This window comes from Candidatus Palauibacter sp., from assembly GCF_965213655.1.
GTDB lineage: Bacteria > Gemmatimonadota > Gemmatimonadetes > Palauibacterales > Palauibacteraceae > Palauibacter.
Genome location: NZ_CBDBZT010000002.1, coordinates 176,240 through 195,029, shown reverse-complemented (window position 1 = coordinate 195,029; position 18,790 = coordinate 176,240). Strand labels below are relative to the sequence as shown.

17 protein-coding genes and 1 pseudogene are annotated in these 18,790 nt (G+C 64.5%); 8 read left to right on the top strand and 10 right to left on the bottom strand.

Annotation, left to right across the window (positions count from 1 at the left end; all coding sequences use genetic code 11):
- Positions 1–62: 62 nt before the first annotated feature.
- The 5 genes and pseudogenes from ACOOGH_RS01915 to ACOOGH_RS01895 all read right to left on the bottom strand — a co-directional run bounded on the left by ACOOGH_RS01915 (position 63) and on the right by ACOOGH_RS01895 (position 2,606).
- Positions 63–1,376, bottom strand: coding sequence for an FRG domain-containing protein (locus ACOOGH_RS01915; protein WP_420447343.1), 1,314 nt, complete (start codon positions 1,374–1,376; stop codon positions 63–65).
- Positions 1,365–1,571, bottom strand: a pseudogene (locus ACOOGH_RS01910) (type II toxin-antitoxin system HicA family toxin); the annotation flags it as partial. The gene ACOOGH_RS01915 and the pseudogene ACOOGH_RS01910, both read right to left, overlap by 12 nt.
- Positions 1,564–1,785: a type II toxin-antitoxin system HicB family antitoxin gene (locus ACOOGH_RS01905; protein WP_420447301.1), complete on the bottom strand. Its 222-nt coding sequence runs from the start codon at positions 1,783–1,785 to the stop codon at positions 1,564–1,566. The gene ACOOGH_RS01905 and the pseudogene ACOOGH_RS01910, both read right to left, overlap by 8 nt.
- Positions 1,782–1,958, bottom strand: coding sequence for a type II toxin-antitoxin system HicB family antitoxin (locus ACOOGH_RS01900; RefSeq protein WP_420447342.1), 177 nt, complete (start codon positions 1,956–1,958; stop codon positions 1,782–1,784). Before ACOOGH_RS01900 ends, ACOOGH_RS01905 begins: the two co-directional genes overlap by 4 nt.
- A gap of 474 nt (positions 1,959–2,432) precedes the next feature.
- Positions 2,433–2,606: a hypothetical protein gene (locus ACOOGH_RS01895; protein WP_420447300.1), complete on the bottom strand. Its 174-nt coding sequence runs from the start codon at positions 2,604–2,606 to the stop codon at positions 2,433–2,435.
- A gap of 306 nt (positions 2,607–2,912) precedes the next feature.
- Here ACOOGH_RS01895 and ACOOGH_RS01890 point away from each other — a divergent pair, with 306 nt between their 5' ends.
- The 7 genes from ACOOGH_RS01890 to ACOOGH_RS01860 all read left to right on the top strand — a co-directional run bounded on the left by ACOOGH_RS01890 (position 2,913) and on the right by ACOOGH_RS01860 (position 12,441).
- A complete protein-coding gene (locus ACOOGH_RS01890) occupies positions 2,913–3,371 on the top strand; it encodes a hypothetical protein (protein ID WP_420447299.1) in 459 nt (152 codons plus the stop codon).
- A gap of 679 nt (positions 3,372–4,050) precedes the next feature.
- The gene (locus tag ACOOGH_RS01885) at positions 4,051–5,598 is read left to right on the top strand and encodes a type I restriction-modification system subunit M (protein ID WP_420447298.1); all 1,548 of its coding nucleotides are present in this window, start codon (positions 4,051–4,053) and stop codon (positions 5,596–5,598) included.
- A gap of 4 nt (positions 5,599–5,602) precedes the next feature.
- Positions 5,603–6,013, top strand: coding sequence for a nucleotidyltransferase substrate binding protein (locus ACOOGH_RS01880; protein WP_420447297.1), 411 nt, complete (start codon positions 5,603–5,605; stop codon positions 6,011–6,013).
- Positions 6,014–6,099: 86 nt separating this feature from the next.
- On the top strand, positions 6,100–7,653 hold the full coding sequence (locus ACOOGH_RS01875) for a restriction endonuclease subunit S (protein ID WP_420447296.1): 1,554 nt from the start codon (positions 6,100–6,102) through the stop codon (positions 7,651–7,653).
- A complete protein-coding gene (locus tag ACOOGH_RS01870; protein ID WP_420447295.1) occupies positions 7,650–8,798 on the top strand; it encodes an ImmA/IrrE family metallo-endopeptidase in 1,149 nt (382 codons plus the stop codon). The genes ACOOGH_RS01875 and ACOOGH_RS01870 overlap by 4 nt, the downstream gene beginning before the upstream one ends.
- Entirely contained in the window at positions 8,795–9,301 is a 507-nt protein-coding gene (locus ACOOGH_RS01865) for a DUF4411 family protein (RefSeq protein WP_420447294.1), read from the top strand. Before ACOOGH_RS01870 ends, ACOOGH_RS01865 begins: the two co-directional genes overlap by 4 nt.
- Positions 9,301–12,441, top strand: coding sequence for a type I restriction endonuclease subunit R (locus tag ACOOGH_RS01860; protein ID WP_420447293.1), 3,141 nt, complete (start codon positions 9,301–9,303; stop codon positions 12,439–12,441). Before ACOOGH_RS01865 ends, ACOOGH_RS01860 begins: the two co-directional genes overlap by 1 nt.
- A gap of 639 nt (positions 12,442–13,080) precedes the next feature.
- Here ACOOGH_RS01860 and ACOOGH_RS01855 read toward each other — a convergent pair.
- The 4 genes from ACOOGH_RS01855 to ACOOGH_RS01840 all read right to left on the bottom strand — a co-directional run bounded on the left by ACOOGH_RS01855 (position 13,081) and on the right by ACOOGH_RS01840 (position 15,669).
- Entirely contained in the window at positions 13,081–13,581 is a 501-nt protein-coding gene (locus ACOOGH_RS01855; RefSeq protein WP_420447341.1) for an IS3 family transposase, read from the bottom strand.
- A gap of 287 nt (positions 13,582–13,868) precedes the next feature.
- Positions 13,869–14,393, bottom strand: a complete 525-nt coding sequence (locus tag ACOOGH_RS01850; RefSeq protein ID WP_420447292.1) for a hypothetical protein — start codon at positions 14,391–14,393, stop codon at positions 13,869–13,871.
- Positions 14,381–14,929, bottom strand: coding sequence for a hypothetical protein (locus ACOOGH_RS01845; RefSeq protein WP_420447291.1), 549 nt, complete (start codon positions 14,927–14,929; stop codon positions 14,381–14,383). Before ACOOGH_RS01845 ends, ACOOGH_RS01850 begins: the two co-directional genes overlap by 13 nt.
- 146 nt (positions 14,930–15,075) lie before the next feature.
- Positions 15,076–15,669, bottom strand: a complete 594-nt coding sequence (locus ACOOGH_RS01840) for a hypothetical protein (RefSeq protein WP_420447290.1) — start codon at positions 15,667–15,669, stop codon at positions 15,076–15,078.
- Positions 15,670–16,326: 657 nt separating this feature from the next.
- On the opposite strand from ACOOGH_RS01840, the gene ACOOGH_RS01835 reads away from it, so the two are divergent.
- Positions 16,327–18,066 (top strand): hypothetical protein, encoded by a 1,740-nt coding sequence (locus ACOOGH_RS01835; protein WP_420447289.1) that lies wholly within the window; start codon positions 16,327–16,329, stop codon positions 18,064–18,066.
- A 53-nt stretch (positions 18,067–18,119) separates the two neighbouring features.
- Here the strand turns inward: ACOOGH_RS01835 and ACOOGH_RS01830 are convergent, their stop codons facing one another.
- Complete coding sequence (locus ACOOGH_RS01830) at positions 18,120–18,689, bottom strand: hypothetical protein (protein WP_420447288.1); 570 nt, start codon at positions 18,687–18,689, stop codon at positions 18,120–18,122.
- Positions 18,690–18,790 lie beyond the last annotated feature (101 nt).

The following is an 18,790-nucleotide window of genomic DNA, read 5'->3' as shown; positions in this document are numbered from 1 at the left end:
CGATGTTCGGGCGAGAGGCCATGAGCCGACGGTTCTTGACGCTACCGATGTCGGATCCGCGCTCAGGCGTGCCTCGGGACCAAAATAACCGCGAATCCCGCGCTTCCCTCATAGCCCTCACCGCCATGCGCAGTGACCAATCCCGACGGGGTATTGCCGACGTTCCCGCGATTGCCACTGAACGGAAACGTCGCCAACTCACCCGCCGCTTCGACGTACAAAACTGGTCCCTCTCGCCTCACTTCGTAGTCGGAGTCGCCCAAAGCGTCCAAGATTTCTCCCAGTTGTTCCGCGTGCCGTCGGCAATGAGCAGCCGAGTCTTCCGGCTCCCCCAGCTCGACGCCGTCCAAGAACCGCCTCAAGCCGTCCCTCAACTCCCCGGTCAGGACCTTGCAGTTACCCATTGCAAGCGCGGCGTCGCCTCCTTCCCGCTTCAACCACGCGGCTTCAAAGTCGTCGAAGGCCTCTGCATAACGTTCCAAGCTGTACCTTGAATTCCCACGGTTGAACAGCACGCTCCTCTTCAACCGGGTGCCGTGGTCCAAGGCGCTGTCGTAGTCGGAAACAGCCTCGGCATGGTTTCCAGTCGCCGCGCGCGCGTTGCCTCGGTTGAAATAGAGTGAATGGAGCATGAGCGGGCGAACGGCGTCCGATCTCACGGTCACGTCTGGCCCAAGATCGATCGGTCGTGCGATTCTCTCGATCGCCCTCGTGTACGCGTCGATCGCCTCTTGGTAGCGTCCGAGCTCGGCGAGCGTATCCCCGACCAGGCAATGCGGCTGGGCTACGTCGGGAAGTGCCTCCGCGTATGACTGGTAGTGCGCGAGAGCGTCTTCGTACCGTTCGGCGTGATAGGCGCGGTTTCCCCAATCTCGGTGGTGTTCCGGCGAAAGCGTCAGCTTGGATCGTAGAGGCGTGTGCCTCGCGTTCGCGGTGGCAAGCCCGGAAACATCCCCGAAAAGGTTCTCCTCCGACAACCCGAGGCCCTTCAGGTATTCGGTCAAGGTACCCTTGATCTCTTTCGGTATGACCACCTGCATGAGGTATCCTTCCGGTACCATAGGCGGATTGCAGATCACAAATAGACTCTGCTGCGCGACGATCCGAGGGCTGAGGGATCGATCCGGCTCGTAGTACACGATCTCCTCCGTACGGAACAAGGCTTCTTCATCCAGTTTCCGTCCGTTCACCGCGACCTGACGGTCGCCGATGTCTAGGACAAACACCTTCCCATCCTCCTTTGGTTCGTTCCGGCACGCGAACCAAAGGGCCACGAGAGGACTCTCCGTGAAGTCCAATAACCCGGTTCCCGCTCCGTGATGCTGGAGAATCGACAGCGGCTGCAAGTCCCGCTTGTACTCCCCCGAGCGGGGCAGGCCTGACTGGCGAATGATCGACATCAGGGTACCGACCCGCAGCTCTCGGTGGTCTGGAACAGGGACGGTGAGTGTTCCGTCGGCATCCGCCTTCTGCATGGCGATGTGGCTGCCCCGTCGTCGGACCTCGACGAAACCGTTGGCCGCCAAGATGCGGCAGGCTTCACGGCCGGACAGGACGCGAAGCCTAGCCAACCGCAACCTCGATCTGAGTTACGTAGACTTCGCCTCGCAGGCGCCGGTCGACCTCGCCGGGAGGCGCGGCCTCGAAGAACAGGGCAAGGGCTTCGGCGAGATTGTCGCGAGCCTCGGCCACGGTCTCACCTTGGCTCGCAACGTCCACCTCGGGGCAGAGCGCCACATAGCCCTCACCCTCGCGCTCGACGATCGCAGTCAGGCGTCGGGTCATTGCGGTTCCTCCATGGGTGCGAGGCCGAAAACCCGGTTGGCTTCGACGACCAGTGCGATGGCGTCTCGAAGGTTCGTCCGGGCTTCCTCAAGGGAAGCGCCTTGGGTGTTGGCACCGGGAAACTCCTCAATGAAGGCGATGTAGCCTTCAGGAACCTTCCGAAACACCGCCATACATTGCAGGTCCACAATAGAACTCCTTGTGAGGCTGATGAATGCACCGATGCTAGCCGTCATCCGCCGCTAGCGCCATCCTCCACCCGGCCTTTCGCGACGAGACCGTCGAAGCCGGAGCGGCTCAGGCGGACGGTGTACTGACGGAGATCCGGCCGTCCCGATGCCGCACGGGACATGTGTTTCTTGCTTCGAGGTCGACCGGACACGAAATCCACTCTCGGATGTGACACGCGACCGATACCGCAAGTCGCTGGAGCAGCTTGCGGTTGCACCACGGCAAAGGGAGCGCCGATGCCGATGCGGCCATCGAGGCCGTGGCTGGGAGTACCCCTCTTTCGATGCCCAGTGCGTGCATCGCGGAGGGTCGGGATGTGCACATCCCGGACCCCTCCGCCGTGGGGTCGCTCCCAGTCCAGCAGTTCCTTGCAGGAAGGCATACTGCACGGCTTCTGGAGTCCGCCACGTCGGCGGTCATCCCCAGCATTCGTTCCTCATCGTCACGAAGAACGGATTGTCTTCGGTCTTGGTGATCAGGCCGACAACCGGTTCCACCTCGTCGGGTCCCGTGACGCATCCGGCAACGAGCGGCACGAGCAGTCCGCAGATCAATCGCGCCCCTCCGAACAAGCCCCTTGTGGATTCCATGCGGTTCTCACGGGTTGGGACAACAGCGTCGCTGCCCGGCCTTGGTCGCCTGAGGAGGGCGAACAGCTTTTTCGAACCGCCCGTCCGCCAGCACCACGAATCATGGCGCGGAACCAGAGAATCGGGAAGCGCCGCGACTCGCCGACCGTCTCCCGGGGTTCGCACGGAGAGCCGGGACGGGTCGGTACCCGCTTCCCCGGAGATCCTGCTTGTCAACCAAGGGGATTGCGGCGAGCATTCCTTGGTGGACGGGAGCGGCCAACTGGCCGCCTCCGGAGCATGTGAACCGGTGGAAGGTGCATCAAGATGCGAGAGCTGTTGCCGGCCTGCTTGGCCGTCGCGTTGCCTTCGCAGGTTCAGGCGCAGGAAACGGAACAGGCGCGGGAAGTGCCGAGCCGTTTCGTTCTTGAAGCAGGGTTCGTCGGCGGCAATAGCATCGCTTGTCCCGGACACTACGTCGGCCTCAGCGGGCGGGTCGGCGGGCCGGTGTCGCTGTACGGGATGGTCGAGAACTACAGGTGCGCCGACATCGCCGGGTCGGCCAACCGGATCGGCGCGTCGGTTCTCCTCGGACGTTCCGGTTGGGTCGTTCGCCCGGCGTTGCGCGCGGGCATCGAGTACGACGGCGGAGACGTTTCGCCGACCGCCGGTGCGAGCCTGACGTTCGGACGGCGCTACGGGGCGCGCGTCATCCTCCACGTCGGAGACGGGTCCGACGATACGAACATCGTGCTCTTCCAGATGGGCGGTTACATTTCTTTCTGAGCCCCGACGGCGTGCCCAGAGGCGACGGGTTCGGTGCTCGGGTGCAGACAAGTCCCGGAACGGGGGCTGGACGGCCTTCCCGCCAGGGATTGCTGGTTAGGGAGCGACCCCGGGAGGCGGGGGGCGAGTTGTGAAAACACACTCGTCGCTACGCCGCACCGAGCCTTCGGCGAGGGGGGTCGCTCCCGCCACGACCGGTGCGGCCCGTCCGGCAGCGGGCGGCCGGGCCGCGAGACCGCAAGACACCACCGCGCAAGCAGATGGATGGAAAGCCCGGTGTGAATCGCCGGAGGGCCGATTCGTGAAACGACCCCCTTCGCCGTTTTCACGCCGCGGTCCGGCGTAGGCACGAGTGCCGGGGGCATCGGCAAACCGGCTCCAGCCCGCCGGCCCGCCGACCAGCGGCACCGGCTCTCGGGACGAGGGTGCTTTCCACCTGTACGCTGTTCTCTCCGTCCGGGTTTCGGCGGACCCCGCTCTCCAAGCCGCCGATGTGGCCATCCCCGACGCTTTCGGAGACCGAACGCTCGGAGTCGCCGGCGTCCGCTCCCGAGAGCGTAAGCGGCGCACCGGCCAACTCCGGCGAGGTGAGGTGTACTGCCCCGTGACACATGCCGTATCTTGGACAAGGCCTTCGGAAGCGACCGGAGTGATGCGAAACTGAAGCGTGCGAGTAGAGATGCCTGCCAACCCAACCGATAGCGGTGCCACAACCGGCTACGAGGCCGAGTTGTGGGCGATGGCCGACACGCTCCGCGGTTCGATGGACGCTGCGGAGTACAAGCACGTCGTGCTCGGGCTCATCTTCCTCAAGTACATCTCGGACGCATTCGAGGAGCGGCGCGCAGCGGTGCTCGCCGAGTGGGGAGAAGAGGCCGCCGAGGATCGGGACGAGTACATCGCGGAGAACATCTTCTGGGTGCCGCGAGAAGCCCGCTGGGCGCGCCTGAAGGCCGAAGCGCGGCAGCCGACCATCGGCCAAACCGTGGACCGGGCCATGACCGCGATCGAGCGGGACAACTCGGCGCTGAAGGAGATCCTTCCCAAGGACTATGCGCGGCCCGCGCTGGACAAGCAGCGCTTGGGCCAGTTGATCGACATGGTGGGCAACATCCGCCTTGGGGACGCAGACGCCCGCTCCAAGGACGTGCTCGGACGCGTGTACGAGTACTTCCTCTCGCAGTTCGCGAGCGCCGAAGGCAGGAGGGGCGGCGAGTTCTACACGCCGCGTTGCGTTGTCAGACTGCTCGTCGAGATGCTGGAACCCTATCGAGGGCGGGTCTACGATCCCTGCTGTGGCTCTTCGGGCATGTTCGTGCAGTCGGTCGAGTTCATCCGCGCCCACGCCACCGGCAACGCCAACGGCGGCAAGGCGCGGGGCGACATTTCGATCTATGGGCAGGAGTCGAACTACACGACATGGCGGCTCGCGAGGATGAACTTGGCTATCCGGGGCATTGACGGGCAGATCGCCCACGGCGACACGTTCCACAACGACCGACATCCGGACCTGAAGGCCGACTTCATCCTTGCCAATCCCCCGTTCAACGTCTCCGACTGGGGCGGGGAGCGGCTGGCCGAGGACAAGCGCTGGCGCTACGGCGTCCCTCCGAGGGGCAACGCGAACTTCGCGTGGGTGCAGCATATGGTTCACCACCTCGCGCCGAGGGGCGTCGCGGGCTTCGTGCTGGCCAACGGGTCGATGTCGTCGAGCCAGTCGGGCGAGGGCGAGATCAGGAAGAGCCTGATCGAGGCCGAACTGGTCGATTGCATGGTGGCGCTGCCGGGCCAGCTCTTCTACTCGACCCAGATCCCGGCCTGCCTGTGGTTCCTGGCGCGCGGGCGACGGCGGCGCGGTGAGATCCTGTTCATCGACGCGAGGAAGCTCGGCCGGATGGTGGACCGGACACACCGCGAACTTACCGGCGAGGAGATCGCCCGGATCGCGGCGACGTACCACTCGTGGCGGGCTGCCGAGGAGGGAAACGGTTACACGAATGTTCCCGGCTTCTGCAGGAGCGCGGCTCTGGAGGAAGTGAGGAAGCACGGCCATGTCCTTACGCCGGGCCGCTACGTTGGCGTGGAGCCCCAGAAAGCTGACGGCGAGGCGTTCGAGGACAAGATGAAGCGACTGGTCTTGGAGCTTCGCGAACAGCAAGCCGAGGGCGCTCAGCTAGACGCCGCGATCACCGAGAACCTGCATGGGCTGGGATTCAAGGGTCGGTAACCACATGTATGACATCCCGGACATCACGCCCCTCAAACGGGCGATCCAACGGCTGGAGGAGGGACTGGAGCGGTATCTGAGAGACACCAGCGACCTTCAGATTCGCGACGGCCTGATTCAGCGCTTCGAGTTCACCTACGAACTCGGCTACAAGACCCTGAAACGCTACTTGGAATACACGGCAGCGAACCCGGCGCTGTTGGATCAAATGACCTTTCAGGATCAGATCCGCACGGCGAACGAGCAGGGGCTGCTCCTAGGAGCGTGGCCCGAGTGGCGTGATTACCGGAAGATGCGCGGCATGACGAGCCACACCTACAGCGAGCCCATCGCTTTGACCGTGGTTGCGGCCATTCCGGGGTTCCTCGAAGAGGTAGCCTATCTCCGGGACCGGCTGCGGGAATGGCTGGAATGAGGATCCCCGTACCCGGCGTCGACCTCCGGCCCGATCATTGGGCTATCGTCCGCCGCGCTCTACGGAGCCATGTACCGGATCGCGAGGTGCTCGCCTTCGGATCGCGCGCGAGCTGGACCGCGAAGGACTACTCCGACCTCGACCTTGCGGTCATGGGTGAAGAGCCTCTCTCGCTACGCACAGTCTCCGCCTTGGACGAGGCGCTCGGAAACTCCGACTTGCCGTTCAAGGTCGATGTCGTGGATTGGGCAAGGACCGACGATGCCTTTCGCGCGATCATCCGGCGCGACGCGGTGACCATGCAGCCTCCGACCACAGTCTCCGAGGTGGACGGTCGAGCACGCATCGAGGATTGGTCCACCATGCCGTTCAGCGAAGCGTTCGTGGTCAACCCTGCCGTGCCGATCGAACGTGGCAGCCCAACCCCATTCGTCGATATGGCCGCTGTCGATCCAACCCGTCGTGCCGTTCGCTCGGCACGTATCAGAGAGTTTCGAGGCAGCGGTAGCAGGTTCCAGCACGGTGATACCCTGTTCGCCCGGATCACCCCGTGCTTGGAGAACGGCAAGATCGCCCGCTACTCCGCGAACTCCGGCATAGGCGATGTTGCCCATGGGTCGACGGAATTCATCGTGGTTCGCGGTCGACCCGGGGTAACTGATTCCGAGTACGCCTTCTACGCTGCGCGCTCGAATCTCGTTCGGGAATATGCGATTGGCCAGATGACCGGCACGTCCGGACGCCAACGAGTGCCAACGGACGCATTGGCGCAACTCGATGTGCCGCTGCCTCCCCTTTCCGAGCAACGCGCCATCGCTCATGTCCTCGGCACGTTGGACGACAAGATCGAGTTGAACCGCCGGATGAACGAGACGTTGGAAGCGAAGGCGCGGGCGCTGTTCAAGTCCTGGTTCGTCGATTTCGATCCGGTGCGGGCCAAGTTGGAAGGTCGCGACACGGGCCTGCCGGGGGACATCGCCGACCTGTTCCCCGATCGGCTGGTGGATTCCGAGTTGGGCGAGATTCCGGAGGGATGGGAGGTTGGAAGGCTCGGCGATGTGGCGGCCTTGCGACGGCGAGGAGTCGATCCGGCAAGCGTAGCGACCGATACCCCCTACATCGGGTTAGCCGACATGCCCCGTGGATCGATCGCCCTGACAGACTGGGGTGGGGCCGGGAGCGTTTTCAGCAGAAAGTCCGCGTTCGAGGCCGGAGACATTCTGTTCGGCAAGCTCAGGCCCTACTTCCACAAGGTGGGAATCGCGCCAGTGGACGGCGTCTGCTCGACAGATATCGTTGTGCTTGGCGCACGAGAGCCGAAGTGGTCCGCATTCGTACTAGCCTGCGTCTCGTCGTCTGCGTTTGTTGCCCACACAAGCCAGGCCGCGACGGGGACGAGGATGCCTCGAACCAGTTGGAAGGCCATGAACAGGTATGACCTATGTCGGCCAATGGATGACGTGGCTGCTGAGTTCCAGCGACTCGTTACGCCGATTCTGCGGCGCATCGTCGGAAACATCCACGAATCCCGCACCCTCGGCGCGCTCCGCGACACCCTCCTCCCAAAGCTCATTTCGGGCGAACTTCGTTTGGCCGAATCCAAGAGGGCTGAGGCCGAAGAATTGAGGGAGCGGTTATGATCCGCGTGGCCGTAAACCCCCACCTTCTCCGTTGGGCGCGCGAGCGCTCTGGGATCCCATTCGACAGCTTGGCGAAGAGGTTCAAGAGGCTGCCGGAGTGGGAGGACGGAGAAACGCGACCCACCCTCAAACAGGTCGAGGCATTCGCGCGCGCCGTCCATGTGCCCGTCGGTTATCTGTTCCTCACGGAACCGCCGGAGGAGACCATCCCCATCCCGGATTTCCGAACCCATGTCGCACACGAGTTGACGCGACCGAGTCCGGACCTGTTGGACACGATCTACATGTGTCAGGAACGGCAGAGCTGGTATCGGGACTTCGCCCGGGTAAGCGGTCGGCCGGAGCTGGATTTCGTAGGACACGCCTCGCTCGAAGCGTCTCCAGAATCCGTTGCGAACCAGATGCGTGAGCGGCTAGGCTTTGATCCTGCAGCCCGCCGGGAGTGCTCGACCTGGACCGATGCCCTGCGACTGTTCATCCGCCAAACCGACGAGGTCGGTGTGCTCGTCATGGTCAGCGGTGTCGTGATGAGCAACAACCGCCGCCCCCTCGACCCCGCCGAGTTCCGCGGCTTCGCGCTGTCTGATCCTGTGGCGCCGCTGGTCTTCATCAACGGTCGAGACACGAAGGCGGCCCAGATGTTCACGCTCGCCCACGAGCTTGCGCATCTCTGGCTTGGAGCCTCGGCTCTGTCGAATCTCGGCGTAGCTCCGCAGTCTGGCTTCCGCCGCGAGGAGGTGTGGTGTAACGCGGTGGCGGCAGAGTTCCTAGTGCCGCTCGACGTGTTGCGGTCCGATCTCCGATGGAACGAGCAGCTCCCGGAGGCTCTGTCCCGGCTTGCGCGCGCGTTCAAGGTCAGCAAGCTGGTGATTCTGAGACGCCTTCTCGACGCGGGGTGGATCGAACGGAGTCGCTTCAATGTCGCGTGGGAGCGGGAGATCGAGCACCTGACGCGTCTTGTTCGAGGCGGTGGCGGCGACTTCTACAACACCACGCTGGCGCGCGTCAGCCACCGTTTCGCTCGAGCGCTCGTCGCGAGCACGCTCGAAGGGCATACGCTCTACCGGGACGCGTTTAGGATGTTGGGAGTCCGGAAGACCAAGACCTTCAACAAGCTGGGGCGCGAAGTCGGGGTGATCGGATGACCGCTTATCTCATCGACGCAAACGTGTTCATCCAAGCCAAGAATCTGCACTATGGCTTTGATTTCTGCCCTGCCTTTTGGGATTGGCTCGTCGAGCAGAATCGCACCGGAAAGGTCGCCAGTATCGAGAAGGTCGCCGACGAATTGCACGCGGGAGCAGACGAACTGTCGAGCTGGGCAGCAGTGAGGAGCGAACGTTTCTTTCTGAGACCGGACAAGGCGGTCGTATCGGCGCTTCACAGCGTAAGCGATTGGGCGAGCGGCAGCGGATACCAACCTGCCGCGGTCGCCACATTTCTCCAGGTCGCCGACTACTGGCTTGTCGGGCACGCGCTGGCTCACGATTGCACTGTCGTGACGCACGAAGTTCCGGCTGACACTGAGCGTAAGGTCAAGATTCCGAACGCCTGTATCGACCTCGGTGTGCCCTGTATGAACCCTTACGAGATGCTCAGGCGAGAACGAGCAAGTTTTGTCCTGGGATCCGGCGGCGCGGCTGTCTGATGGCGGCTTTCACCGAGCCGGAGGTCGAAGCCGCTGCGCTGGAATGGCTCGAAGGCCTCGGGTGGAACGTGGCCTACGGTCCCGACATCGGCCCGCACGCGGAAGGTGCGGAACGGGCCGATTACACCGCAGTCCTTCTGGAACACCGGCTGCGCGACGCCTTGGACCGGTTGAACCCGAACCTGCCCGCCGAGGCAGTGGACGACGCGTTCCGCAAGATCACTCGCCCCGAAGGCTCCACATTGGAAGCCCGCAACCGAGCGTTCCACCGCCTGCTCGTGGATGGCGTGACGGTCGAGTACCGGCCCCCCGGGGGTGCGATGCGCGGTGCGCAGGTCTCCGTCCTCGACTACCAGAACCCCGCGAACAACGACTGGCTCGCGGTCAACCAGTTCACCGTGGTCGAAGGCGAGCACGAGCGGCGGCCGGACATCATGCTGTTCGTCAACGGCCTTCCGCTGGGCCTGATCGAACTCAAGAACCCGGTGGACAAGAAGGCCAGGGTGCGGAAGGCTTGGGAGCAGATCCAGACCTACAAGGCCGAGCTATTTGACCTGTTCGCCTTCAACGCGGTTCTCATCGCTTCGGACGGCCTCAAGGCCCGCATGGGAACCCTCACCGCCGGGCGCGAGTGGTTCAAGCCTTGGCGCACGATCACGGGCGAGACGCTGGCCGGACCGCATTTGCCCCAGCTGCGGGTGATGCTCGAAGGGATGTGCGAGCGCGAGCGGTTCCTGTCGCTGGTCCGGGACTTCATCGTCTTCGAGGACGACGGCGGCGACAGGCTGGCCAAGAAGATGGCTGGTTATCACCAGTTCCACGCGGTGGAGACGGCGGTACAGGAGACCCTGCGCGCGGCCGCGCTCCGGCGGAAAGCGAAGTGGGTTCCCGAGGAGAGCGGTCGGTACGAGTCGGGCCGGAAGCCCGGAGGCACGCCGGGAGATCGGCGCATCGGAGTCGTCTGGCACACCCAAGGCTCGGGGAAGAGCCTGACGATGGCCTTCTACGCCGGACGGATCGCCCGCCAGCCGATGATGGAGAACCCGACCATCGTGGTCCTGACGGATCGCAACGACCTCGACGACCAACTCTTCGGCACGTTCTCCCGCTGCCACGATCTCCTCGGGCAACCGCCGACCCAGGCCGAGAACCGGGCCGACCTGCGGGGCAAGCTGTCCGTCGAGTCGGGCGGCGTGGTGTTCACCACCATCCAGAAGTTCTTCCCCGAGGAGAAGGGTGACCGAATGCCCGAGTTGTCGGGGCGCCGCAACATCGTGGTGATCGCCGACGAGGCCCACCGCAGCCAGTACGACTTCATCGACGGCTACGCCCGCCACATGCGCGACGCGCTTCCCAACGCCTCGTTCATCGGCTTCACGGGCACGCCCATCGAGCTTGAGGACGCCAACACGCGGGCCGTGTTCGGCGACTACATCAGCGTCTACGACATCGAGCGGGCGGTAGAAGACAAGGCCACCGTGCCGATCTACTACGAGAGCCGACTGGCGAGGCTGGCACTAGACGAGGCCGAACGGCCCAAGATCGATCCCGACTTCGAGGAGGCGACCGAGGGCGAGGAGGTCGAGCGCAAGGAGAAGCTCAAGACCAAGTGGGCTCAACTCGAAGCGGTCGTCGGAGCCCCGCACCGACTCAAGCTCGTCGCCCGGGACATCGTCTCACACTTCGACCGGCGGCTCGAAGCCATTGACGGCAAGGCGATGATCGTCTGCATGAGCCGTCGCATCTGCATCGAACTCTACCGGGAGTTGATCCGTCTGCGTCCCGAGTGGCACCACGAGGACGACGCGGATGGCGAGATCAAGGTCGTGATGACCGGCAGCGCATCGGACCCTCCCGACTGGCAGCCGCTCATCCGGAACAAGAAGCGCCGCGAGACCCTGGCGAAGCGGTTTCGCGATCCCGGCGATTCCCTCCGGGTGGTACTCGTGCGGGACATGTGGCTGACCGGATTCGATGCCCCGAGCCTGCACACCATGTACGTGGACAAGCCGATGCGCGGCCACGGGCTCATGCAGGCCATCGCGCGGGTGAACCGCGTGTTCCGCGACAAGCCGGGCGGGTTGGTCGTGGACTACCTCGGGCTCGCCCACGAACTCAAACGTGCTCTCGCGACCTACACCGAGAGCGGCGGCACGGGCAGGACCACGCTGGACCAGTCCGAGGCGGCCGACGTAATGGTGGAGAAATACCAGGTGTGCCAAGGCCTGTTCTTCGGCTTCGACTACTCGGGGTGGATCGACGGCACGCCCGCCGAACGCACGAGCCTGCTGCCGGCAGCCCAGGAACACATCCTCGCGCAGGAGAACGGCAAGGAACGCTGTCTACTGGCCGTGCGCGAACTCTCCCAGGCGTTCGCGCTCGCCGTCCCTCACGGGAAAGCGCTAGGGATCCGGGACGACGTGGCGTTCTTCCAAGCCGTCCGGTCGGTGCTGGCCAAACGCGCCGCCGGGGAAGCGCAGTCCGAGGAGGAGCTTGACATGGCCATACGCCAGATCGTGTCGCGAGCCGTCGCCTCCGAAGGCGTCGTGGACATCTTCGCAGCGGCGGGCCTTGAGAAGCCCGACATCTCGATCCTGTCCGAAGAGTTTCTGGCCGAAGTGCGGGGGATGAAGCGGCGGAACCTCGCCGTCGAACTGCTGCGGAAGCTCCTCAAGGGGGAACTAGCGGTCCGCAGTCGACGGAACGTGGTCCAAGCGCGATCCTTCGCCGAGATGCTCGATCAGACCGTCCGCCGCTACGCGAATCGGGCCGTCGAGGCCGCGCAGGTCATCGAGGAACTGATTCAGCTTGCCCGCGAGATGCGCGAGGCGAACGCCCGAGGCGAGGCGCTGGGGCTCTCCGACGATGAACTCGCCTTCTACGATGCGCTCGGGACGAACGACAGCGCCGTGCAGGTCCTCGGCGACGAGACCCTACGCGACATCGCCCGCGAGCTGGTCGAGACCGTGCGCAACAACGTGAGGATCGACTGGACGCTTCGCGAGAACGTCCGTGCCAACCTGCGGCGGTTGGTCAAGCGCATCCTGCGAAAGCACGGCTACCCGCCCGACAAGCAGGAGAAGGCGACGCGGACGGTGCTTGAACAGGCGGAGGTGCTGTCGGCCGGTTGGGCGGCATGACAGCGAATCGGGCGTGCTGGCGGATGCAGCTCGACCTGAACGTTCAGCGCGACCGAAGGAATACCAAGGCGCTGGAACAGATGGGCTGGCGGCCGCGCGTCGTTTGGGAATGCGAGACAACGGATGTCGACCGCTTGGCGGAACGGCTGCGGTCATTCTTGGATGGGGCGGCAGGGGGATTTCCTGACCGCGAAGCATAAGAGCCATAACCTTTTGAGCGTCTTCACCGTGGGTCGCGTCGCTAACGCTGCGCAAGGATCGCACGCGAGTTCGCCGAGACGGTGCGAAAAAAACGTGAGGGGATCGAGTTCACGCTCGCCTGATGCGGTTCGTCAAGCGGATCTCCGCTCGAGGGGGCGTGGGGGGTTAGCCCGGAACAAGAAGCGCGCACGCCTCGCCACGGGAGGCCCCCGTCTTTCCTAGGATTACACGGGATCACGTCGAATCCTAAGCCAGGTCGATTGAAGCAACACGGGCCGATCCGTACGTTGATCATCCGTTTGCGATCCATGATGGGTGTCTGGAGCTGTCCCGCTTTCACGGACGGTTAGTTTCTGTGGTTGATCGTCTCGGGCTCTTCTCCTTTCGGCCTCTCTCAGGCGCTCGGGAGAGGACGTCCGTGCGCGCCGCCGGTGCGCCTCAGGCCGCATGGTTCCTCTCGTAGTCTGCCGGCGACTCGTAGCCGAGTGCGGAGTGCAGCCGCCGGGTGTTGTAGAAGCCCTCGATGAAGCCGAAGACCTCCCGTCGCGCCTCGTCCGCCGTGCGGAAGGAGCGCTTCCAGATCAGCTCGCACTCGAGCGTCGCGAAGAACGACTCGCACATGGCGTTGTCGTACGCATCGCCCGCCGAGCCCATGGACTGGGCGATGCCCGACTCGCGACAGCGCTCCCCGAAGGCGAGCGAGGTGTACTGCGAGCCCCTGTCGGAGTGATGGACGATGCGCCCCCGGGGACGACGGCGCGCGAGGGCCATCGACAGCGCGGCCTCGACGAGTTCGGTCCGCATGTGCGTCGCCATGGCCCAGCCGACGACGCGACGGCTCCAGACGTCGAGCACAACGGCTAGGTACAGCCAGCCCGCCCAAGTGGGCACATACGTGATGTCGGCCACACGGATTGCCAGAGGTCTGAATCCCGACAGGAAATCGTCTAACTACTTACAGGACTGCACGATCTGCGTTTCCTGTCGTTGCACCGGACCCTGCTGGACCGTGCCGTGAGAGCGGGAAAAACGAGTTGAATGGCGGGACTCCCTCACCCGCGCTGCGTCTGCGCCGAAGATCCCGAAAGCCCACACATCGTCCGTGTCCCGGCACCGGGCCACGACTGCCTCAGTGGCTCCGCAAACGCCCTTGAGCGGCAAAGGGCCGCCCCGGATCGCGTCCGAAGCGGCCCCGCTTGTCCCCCTCTACGCCAGTCGGTCCCGGTTCAGCCTCCTTCGTCCGGTGGGGCCGACCAGTAGCAAGCGAAGTACCGCACCTCCGGGTCCTCGATCCCGTCATCACGCGCCGCCGGCAGACAGGCCATCCGCGCCGGCGAACCCGTGTACTCGATTCCGACCAGCGGAAGGTACGCCGCCGGGGGTGCGAGACATTCCGTATCCGCCCGGTTCGCGGGGACCATGCCGGGGTTGCCGTGCGCCATCCTCGCACTTGTGAACCGGCAGCCTTCGGACAGGTCCGATTCGTCCGCGTCCTCCGTCTTCGGAAGGAACACCGTCAGGTCCCCCGCCCCGACCTCGACGGCGAACGGAAGCGTAGAGCGGTAATCGTCCCACAGCACCGCCACGTAGACGCGGTGCGCGCCCGCGTCCCCGTCGACGTCCTCCACCGTGAGCCACACCGGAGCGTCCGCCCCCGTGTACACCGTCGTGTCGGCCCCCTCTTGGGCCGCGACCGGGGCCGCGACCAACAGGACCGCCGCCGCCGTGCAAATCGTTGTCAGGTGGTGCATATCGTCACCTCCACAGGTATCAAAATCTCTTCGATGCAGACATGTAAATGCGGCAGCCCCGAAGGGCCGGTCCAGTACGTGCAGTAGCGATAAGCCTTTTTCCATTCGATCGTCGTCGTGCAGGTCGGGTCGTCGTCCCCCGTATTTTCGCCGCCCCCGCCGCCGGGGTCGTCCTCCTTCTCCTCCGCGCAGCTCTGCGCGTTGTAGGGGTTCCAGTTGTCCGAATGCTCGAAACCCGCATGGTGGGCCGCCTCGTGCAGCAGGAATTCGATTTTGCGCGCGTCGGTCAGGTCTTTTCTGACCACGACAAGATGCTCCGTGCTGTCGTTCAGCCCTCCCCAATAGCTGCCAGCAAAGTCGGAGTCGTTGTCCTTCGGCAGGGCAAAATACAGTTCCGCCGTCTTGCCGCTCACCGTCGATTCCGCCTTGTCGAACAGATCGAATAGCGCCGTCTTCACCTTCTCGCAGTTCGTGCCCGTATCCCACGTCGCCCGCTCAAACTTCCCCCGCCAGCGCTCCAGCTCGGAACCCTCCAACTGGATTTCATCCTTGAAGTGCTTGTCGAAGCATTTGCGGGCCGTATCCGTGCTCAGGCAGTATCTCTGGTCGTCATCCGCTTCCTAGGCCGAAGCCGGGGCCGCGCACCACAGCGCGACGGCCAGCGCGGCCAGCGCCGCCCGCCTCATCGTCCGCCGTCCTTGTAGGTCCGAACCTCCAACGGCTCATGCCAGCGCGCCCGGAGCACGTCCAGCGAGTCGGAAGCCACGGGATAAGCCGCCTCGATGTGGTCGCCCAGCGCTTTTTCCACGTTGCCGCCCGGTGGCATCGGTAGAGCGATCCCGAAACGCTGGGCGTCCTCGTAGCTTGTCCGGGTAATCTTCTGCGGGAAGTGGCCTTCGTAGATCCGGAACTCACCACCACCCGCCGAGAACTTGGCCCCGAACGCCAAGCCGTCCACCCAGTTGACGGCGAAGATGCCGAGAAAATCGGGGAACCGCTTGAGAAGTTGGGACCTGGTGGGAAGCGGTGATGTGGCGTTGCGGGGGTCGGACGGGTGGTAGGTGGTAATCCGTTCGCCGATCCGGTAGGGCCAGCCGGGAGGCGAGAACGGAGCCGCGCCGAACTCCATTCCGGAGTCCTCGATCCAGTCCAGCGCGGCCGTGACTTCCGGAGCCTCGAACGGGGTAACGTCCGGGGGCGGGGTGGCGTCTCCACAAGCGGCAAGAGCGAGCGCGAGCAAGGCGGCAACGGCGGTTGTGGTGGCGTTGGTCTTCATGGTGTCCTTTCTCCTTGGTCCGGAGGCGTCGGTTTCGGGGGCGGTCCCCAATGGATGCGCCGACCGGTGGAAGGCTGTCCGTCGTATTCGCTCGTTCGGGTACGCCGTATTGCGGCGGGCGGCCAAGCGGAATGATCTATCAGCGGCTATATTGGTTGGAATGTGGAATATAGCCGACCTGGATCCCCGACACCATAATGACTGCGGAATAGTGACCTCGGTGTCGCGGTCTATCATGGTCCCGGGGCTCCGTCCTTTGTCAGGACTTTCCCGCGCTGGCCGCCCCGGGGCTTTCCGAGACGGATCCCCATTGACGGGGCCATCGATGTCTGGACCATACGGATGCGCGGCGGAAGCGCCTGTAGCCACTATGGGTGCCGAGATTGGAGGAGCACGCTCCTTTGGACCGGCGGCATCGGAGCCCCGCACTCCCCCATTCTCCTAGGGGGAGTTTCCCGGCAGCGTCTTGAGGGTTTTTCCCCTCACGACTTGCAGGATTTTTCCTCTCAGAGAGCTCGCGGGCATTGCCGATATTCGAATATGGGGCCGGATCGCCGAAGGAACCTCAGCGGCCCGGCAGTCTGCCAGTACCGGTTCGGGCGCTCTCGCGCTCGGACGCGACACCATCCAGGGCTTTGGCCCAAAGGAGGAAGAGACATGAACGCGAAGGCGATGTACCGAACCTCGATCACTGCGGTCGGCATCGTGCTGGTAGCCGCCTGCCACGATGATCCCGTGGCGCTCCACGAGTCCGAGCGCCCATCCTCCGTTGACGATCTGCCGAGGGAGATGGCGGCGTCATCGGGCGGCTCCAGCGCCGCCGCGGTCGTCGACCACACGCGACCTCGCTTCAAGCTCGACATCTCCGCAAGCGGCGCGCTGACGCCCAACGCGAGCATTGCCGTGACACTTCAGGGGAGGGCGGTCGAGAAGGTTGCCGGCGGCACGGTGACCGTCACCCTGCCCACGATGGCGGGCATGGAGTACGCCGGCGCCGGGAAGCGCCCGTACTACCCGATTGGCCGGAGCCTACCGGTCGAGCGCCGGTGGACGCTCTCGCCGATGGAGCCCGGTGACACCTGGCAACGCTCGTTCACCATCACGCTGCCCGAGGTGGGGTACTACCACCTGTCGATCTTCGCCGACGCGGAAGCGCCCGCGGGCGAGTGGAAGAACCCCTATGTGAGCGATGATGTCCAGTACGAGCGCTGGATGCTCGTGACGGACACAGGCGGGCGGTGGACGCCGGAGTTCGACGAAGATGTCTTCGCCGACGGCATCGCGCCGGTGCCGGGACCGTTCCACACCAGGATCGGCCGGGGCGGCACGGGGAGCCAAGCGGCGGCGGATAACGGAGATGACGTCGGAATGGACTCCCACGATTACGTCTACATGAGTGCGGTGTATGTGCGGAAGGGCGTGAATCTGGCGGCGGTCGGTGCCTACGCGCACGTTGCGGAGTGGCACAACCACGATCATACGGACGGGCCTTGGAACCAGCAGAGAGCCACCGTTGGCCCCAGCGGCATCGTGCGTTTCGACTGCCCGCGCCCCGGCTTCCACCTGGAAGGCGGCGTGGACCTGCCGAGCACGGCCCACATGGCCGGGGCGGGCCTTTCCGGTTACTGGCAGGCGCGGTCGAGCGACTGCGGGGACACGATCATGGCCGCCGGCTCGGACCGGAGGTATCTGCCGTGGAAGAACCTGGGGGATGTCATTCCAAAGATACTCCGCCACTTCGGCAACCCCTCGGTTCCGCGGGTCGCGTGGTTCACATCCTCCTCGGACTCGGACTCGGACTCGGTGTCGTCGTACAACGACCGTGAGCATCGCATCAAATTCGGAACCGCTTCCTACCACAAGGATTGGACCGCGGCTCATGAGTACGGGCATGCGATGCACGCGAAAGCGTATGGCGGCCTCTGGAGGGCCGAGCCATCGTGCTATGTGTCGCACGAGCATTGGGAGGTATCAGGCTACCTCTGCGCCTTCCAGGAGGGTTTCGCCGACTACGCAGCCGACATCGGGGCCTGGGGCCACTCCTGGGAGTATGCGCAATTCGACACCCTGGCCCCCGACCCAAGGATGGAAGGCTACATCGCGATGCTGTTTCAGGACCTGATCGACCCGTCGAACGAGCAGAACGACGAAACCAACTACTCGGCGGCGGCGGTGGCCACAGCCTTCGGGTCCTGTCGGGTCAGGGTCGGCGGCAACTGGCGAAAGCGCAACAATGTGTCCGACTTTGTCTGGTGCATGGAAAACCGGATCAACGGCAGCGTGCACGCCGATCACTTTCCGGGTCTTGCCGTTCCAACTCGCCAGAGCGCGGTGCGGGACAGCGGCTGGGACGCCGCCGACATACGCAGCACGTGGCTTCAGAACCTGACCGGCTAGGCTACGCACCCGGATGGGCCGCGCTTACCCGGGGGAGTCCGCAAGTGATGGTTCTAGCAGACCTCGCCTTCGGGGCAGCGTACGGGCGCAAGGAGCACCATCCAGAGGACTTCGCCCTCATAGTTGCGTGCGTCCTCGGCAATGTCGAAGCGCCAGTACTCCCGGCACCCCGGCCAGCTGCAAAGCTCTACCGAACGGCCGGGGATGGAGGGGGCTGGGGGCAACCAGTTCATCGTATCGCCGTCAACGAAGAAAGGGCCACGCTCGAACCTGAGCTTCCATGCCACGCCCGGGGACAACGCCCAGCTCCCTCGACCCCACGCAACCTGGCGCGAGCCATCGCTGAGGGCGACTTCAACGTGAACCGAACCGTCACGCGGCACCGAGAAGGGTCTGACCGGAAGGTCTGCCGCCACGAAGGTGCGCTCAACGGATCCGCTGAGCTTGATCCAGAGACCGGCGAGACCCTCATAATCGGTCGTGGAATTGTAGTTGTCGCCCCGCGGTACGGCGGACACCTCCAGCTCCAGAGTCCCCCTACCGATGCCCAGGAGGCCGAGGACGCTGCCGCACCCGGAACTCGCGAGGCAGAGTGCGAGCGCGACGAGGAAACGTGCGAACAAGGGCAAGATGCCTCCTTCATTCGAGGACGCCGTTTCGGTATTCTAGGCGGCCGGGATCACCGCCGCCAAATGCCCGCGTTTGAGGGCGTCGCTCACCGTCA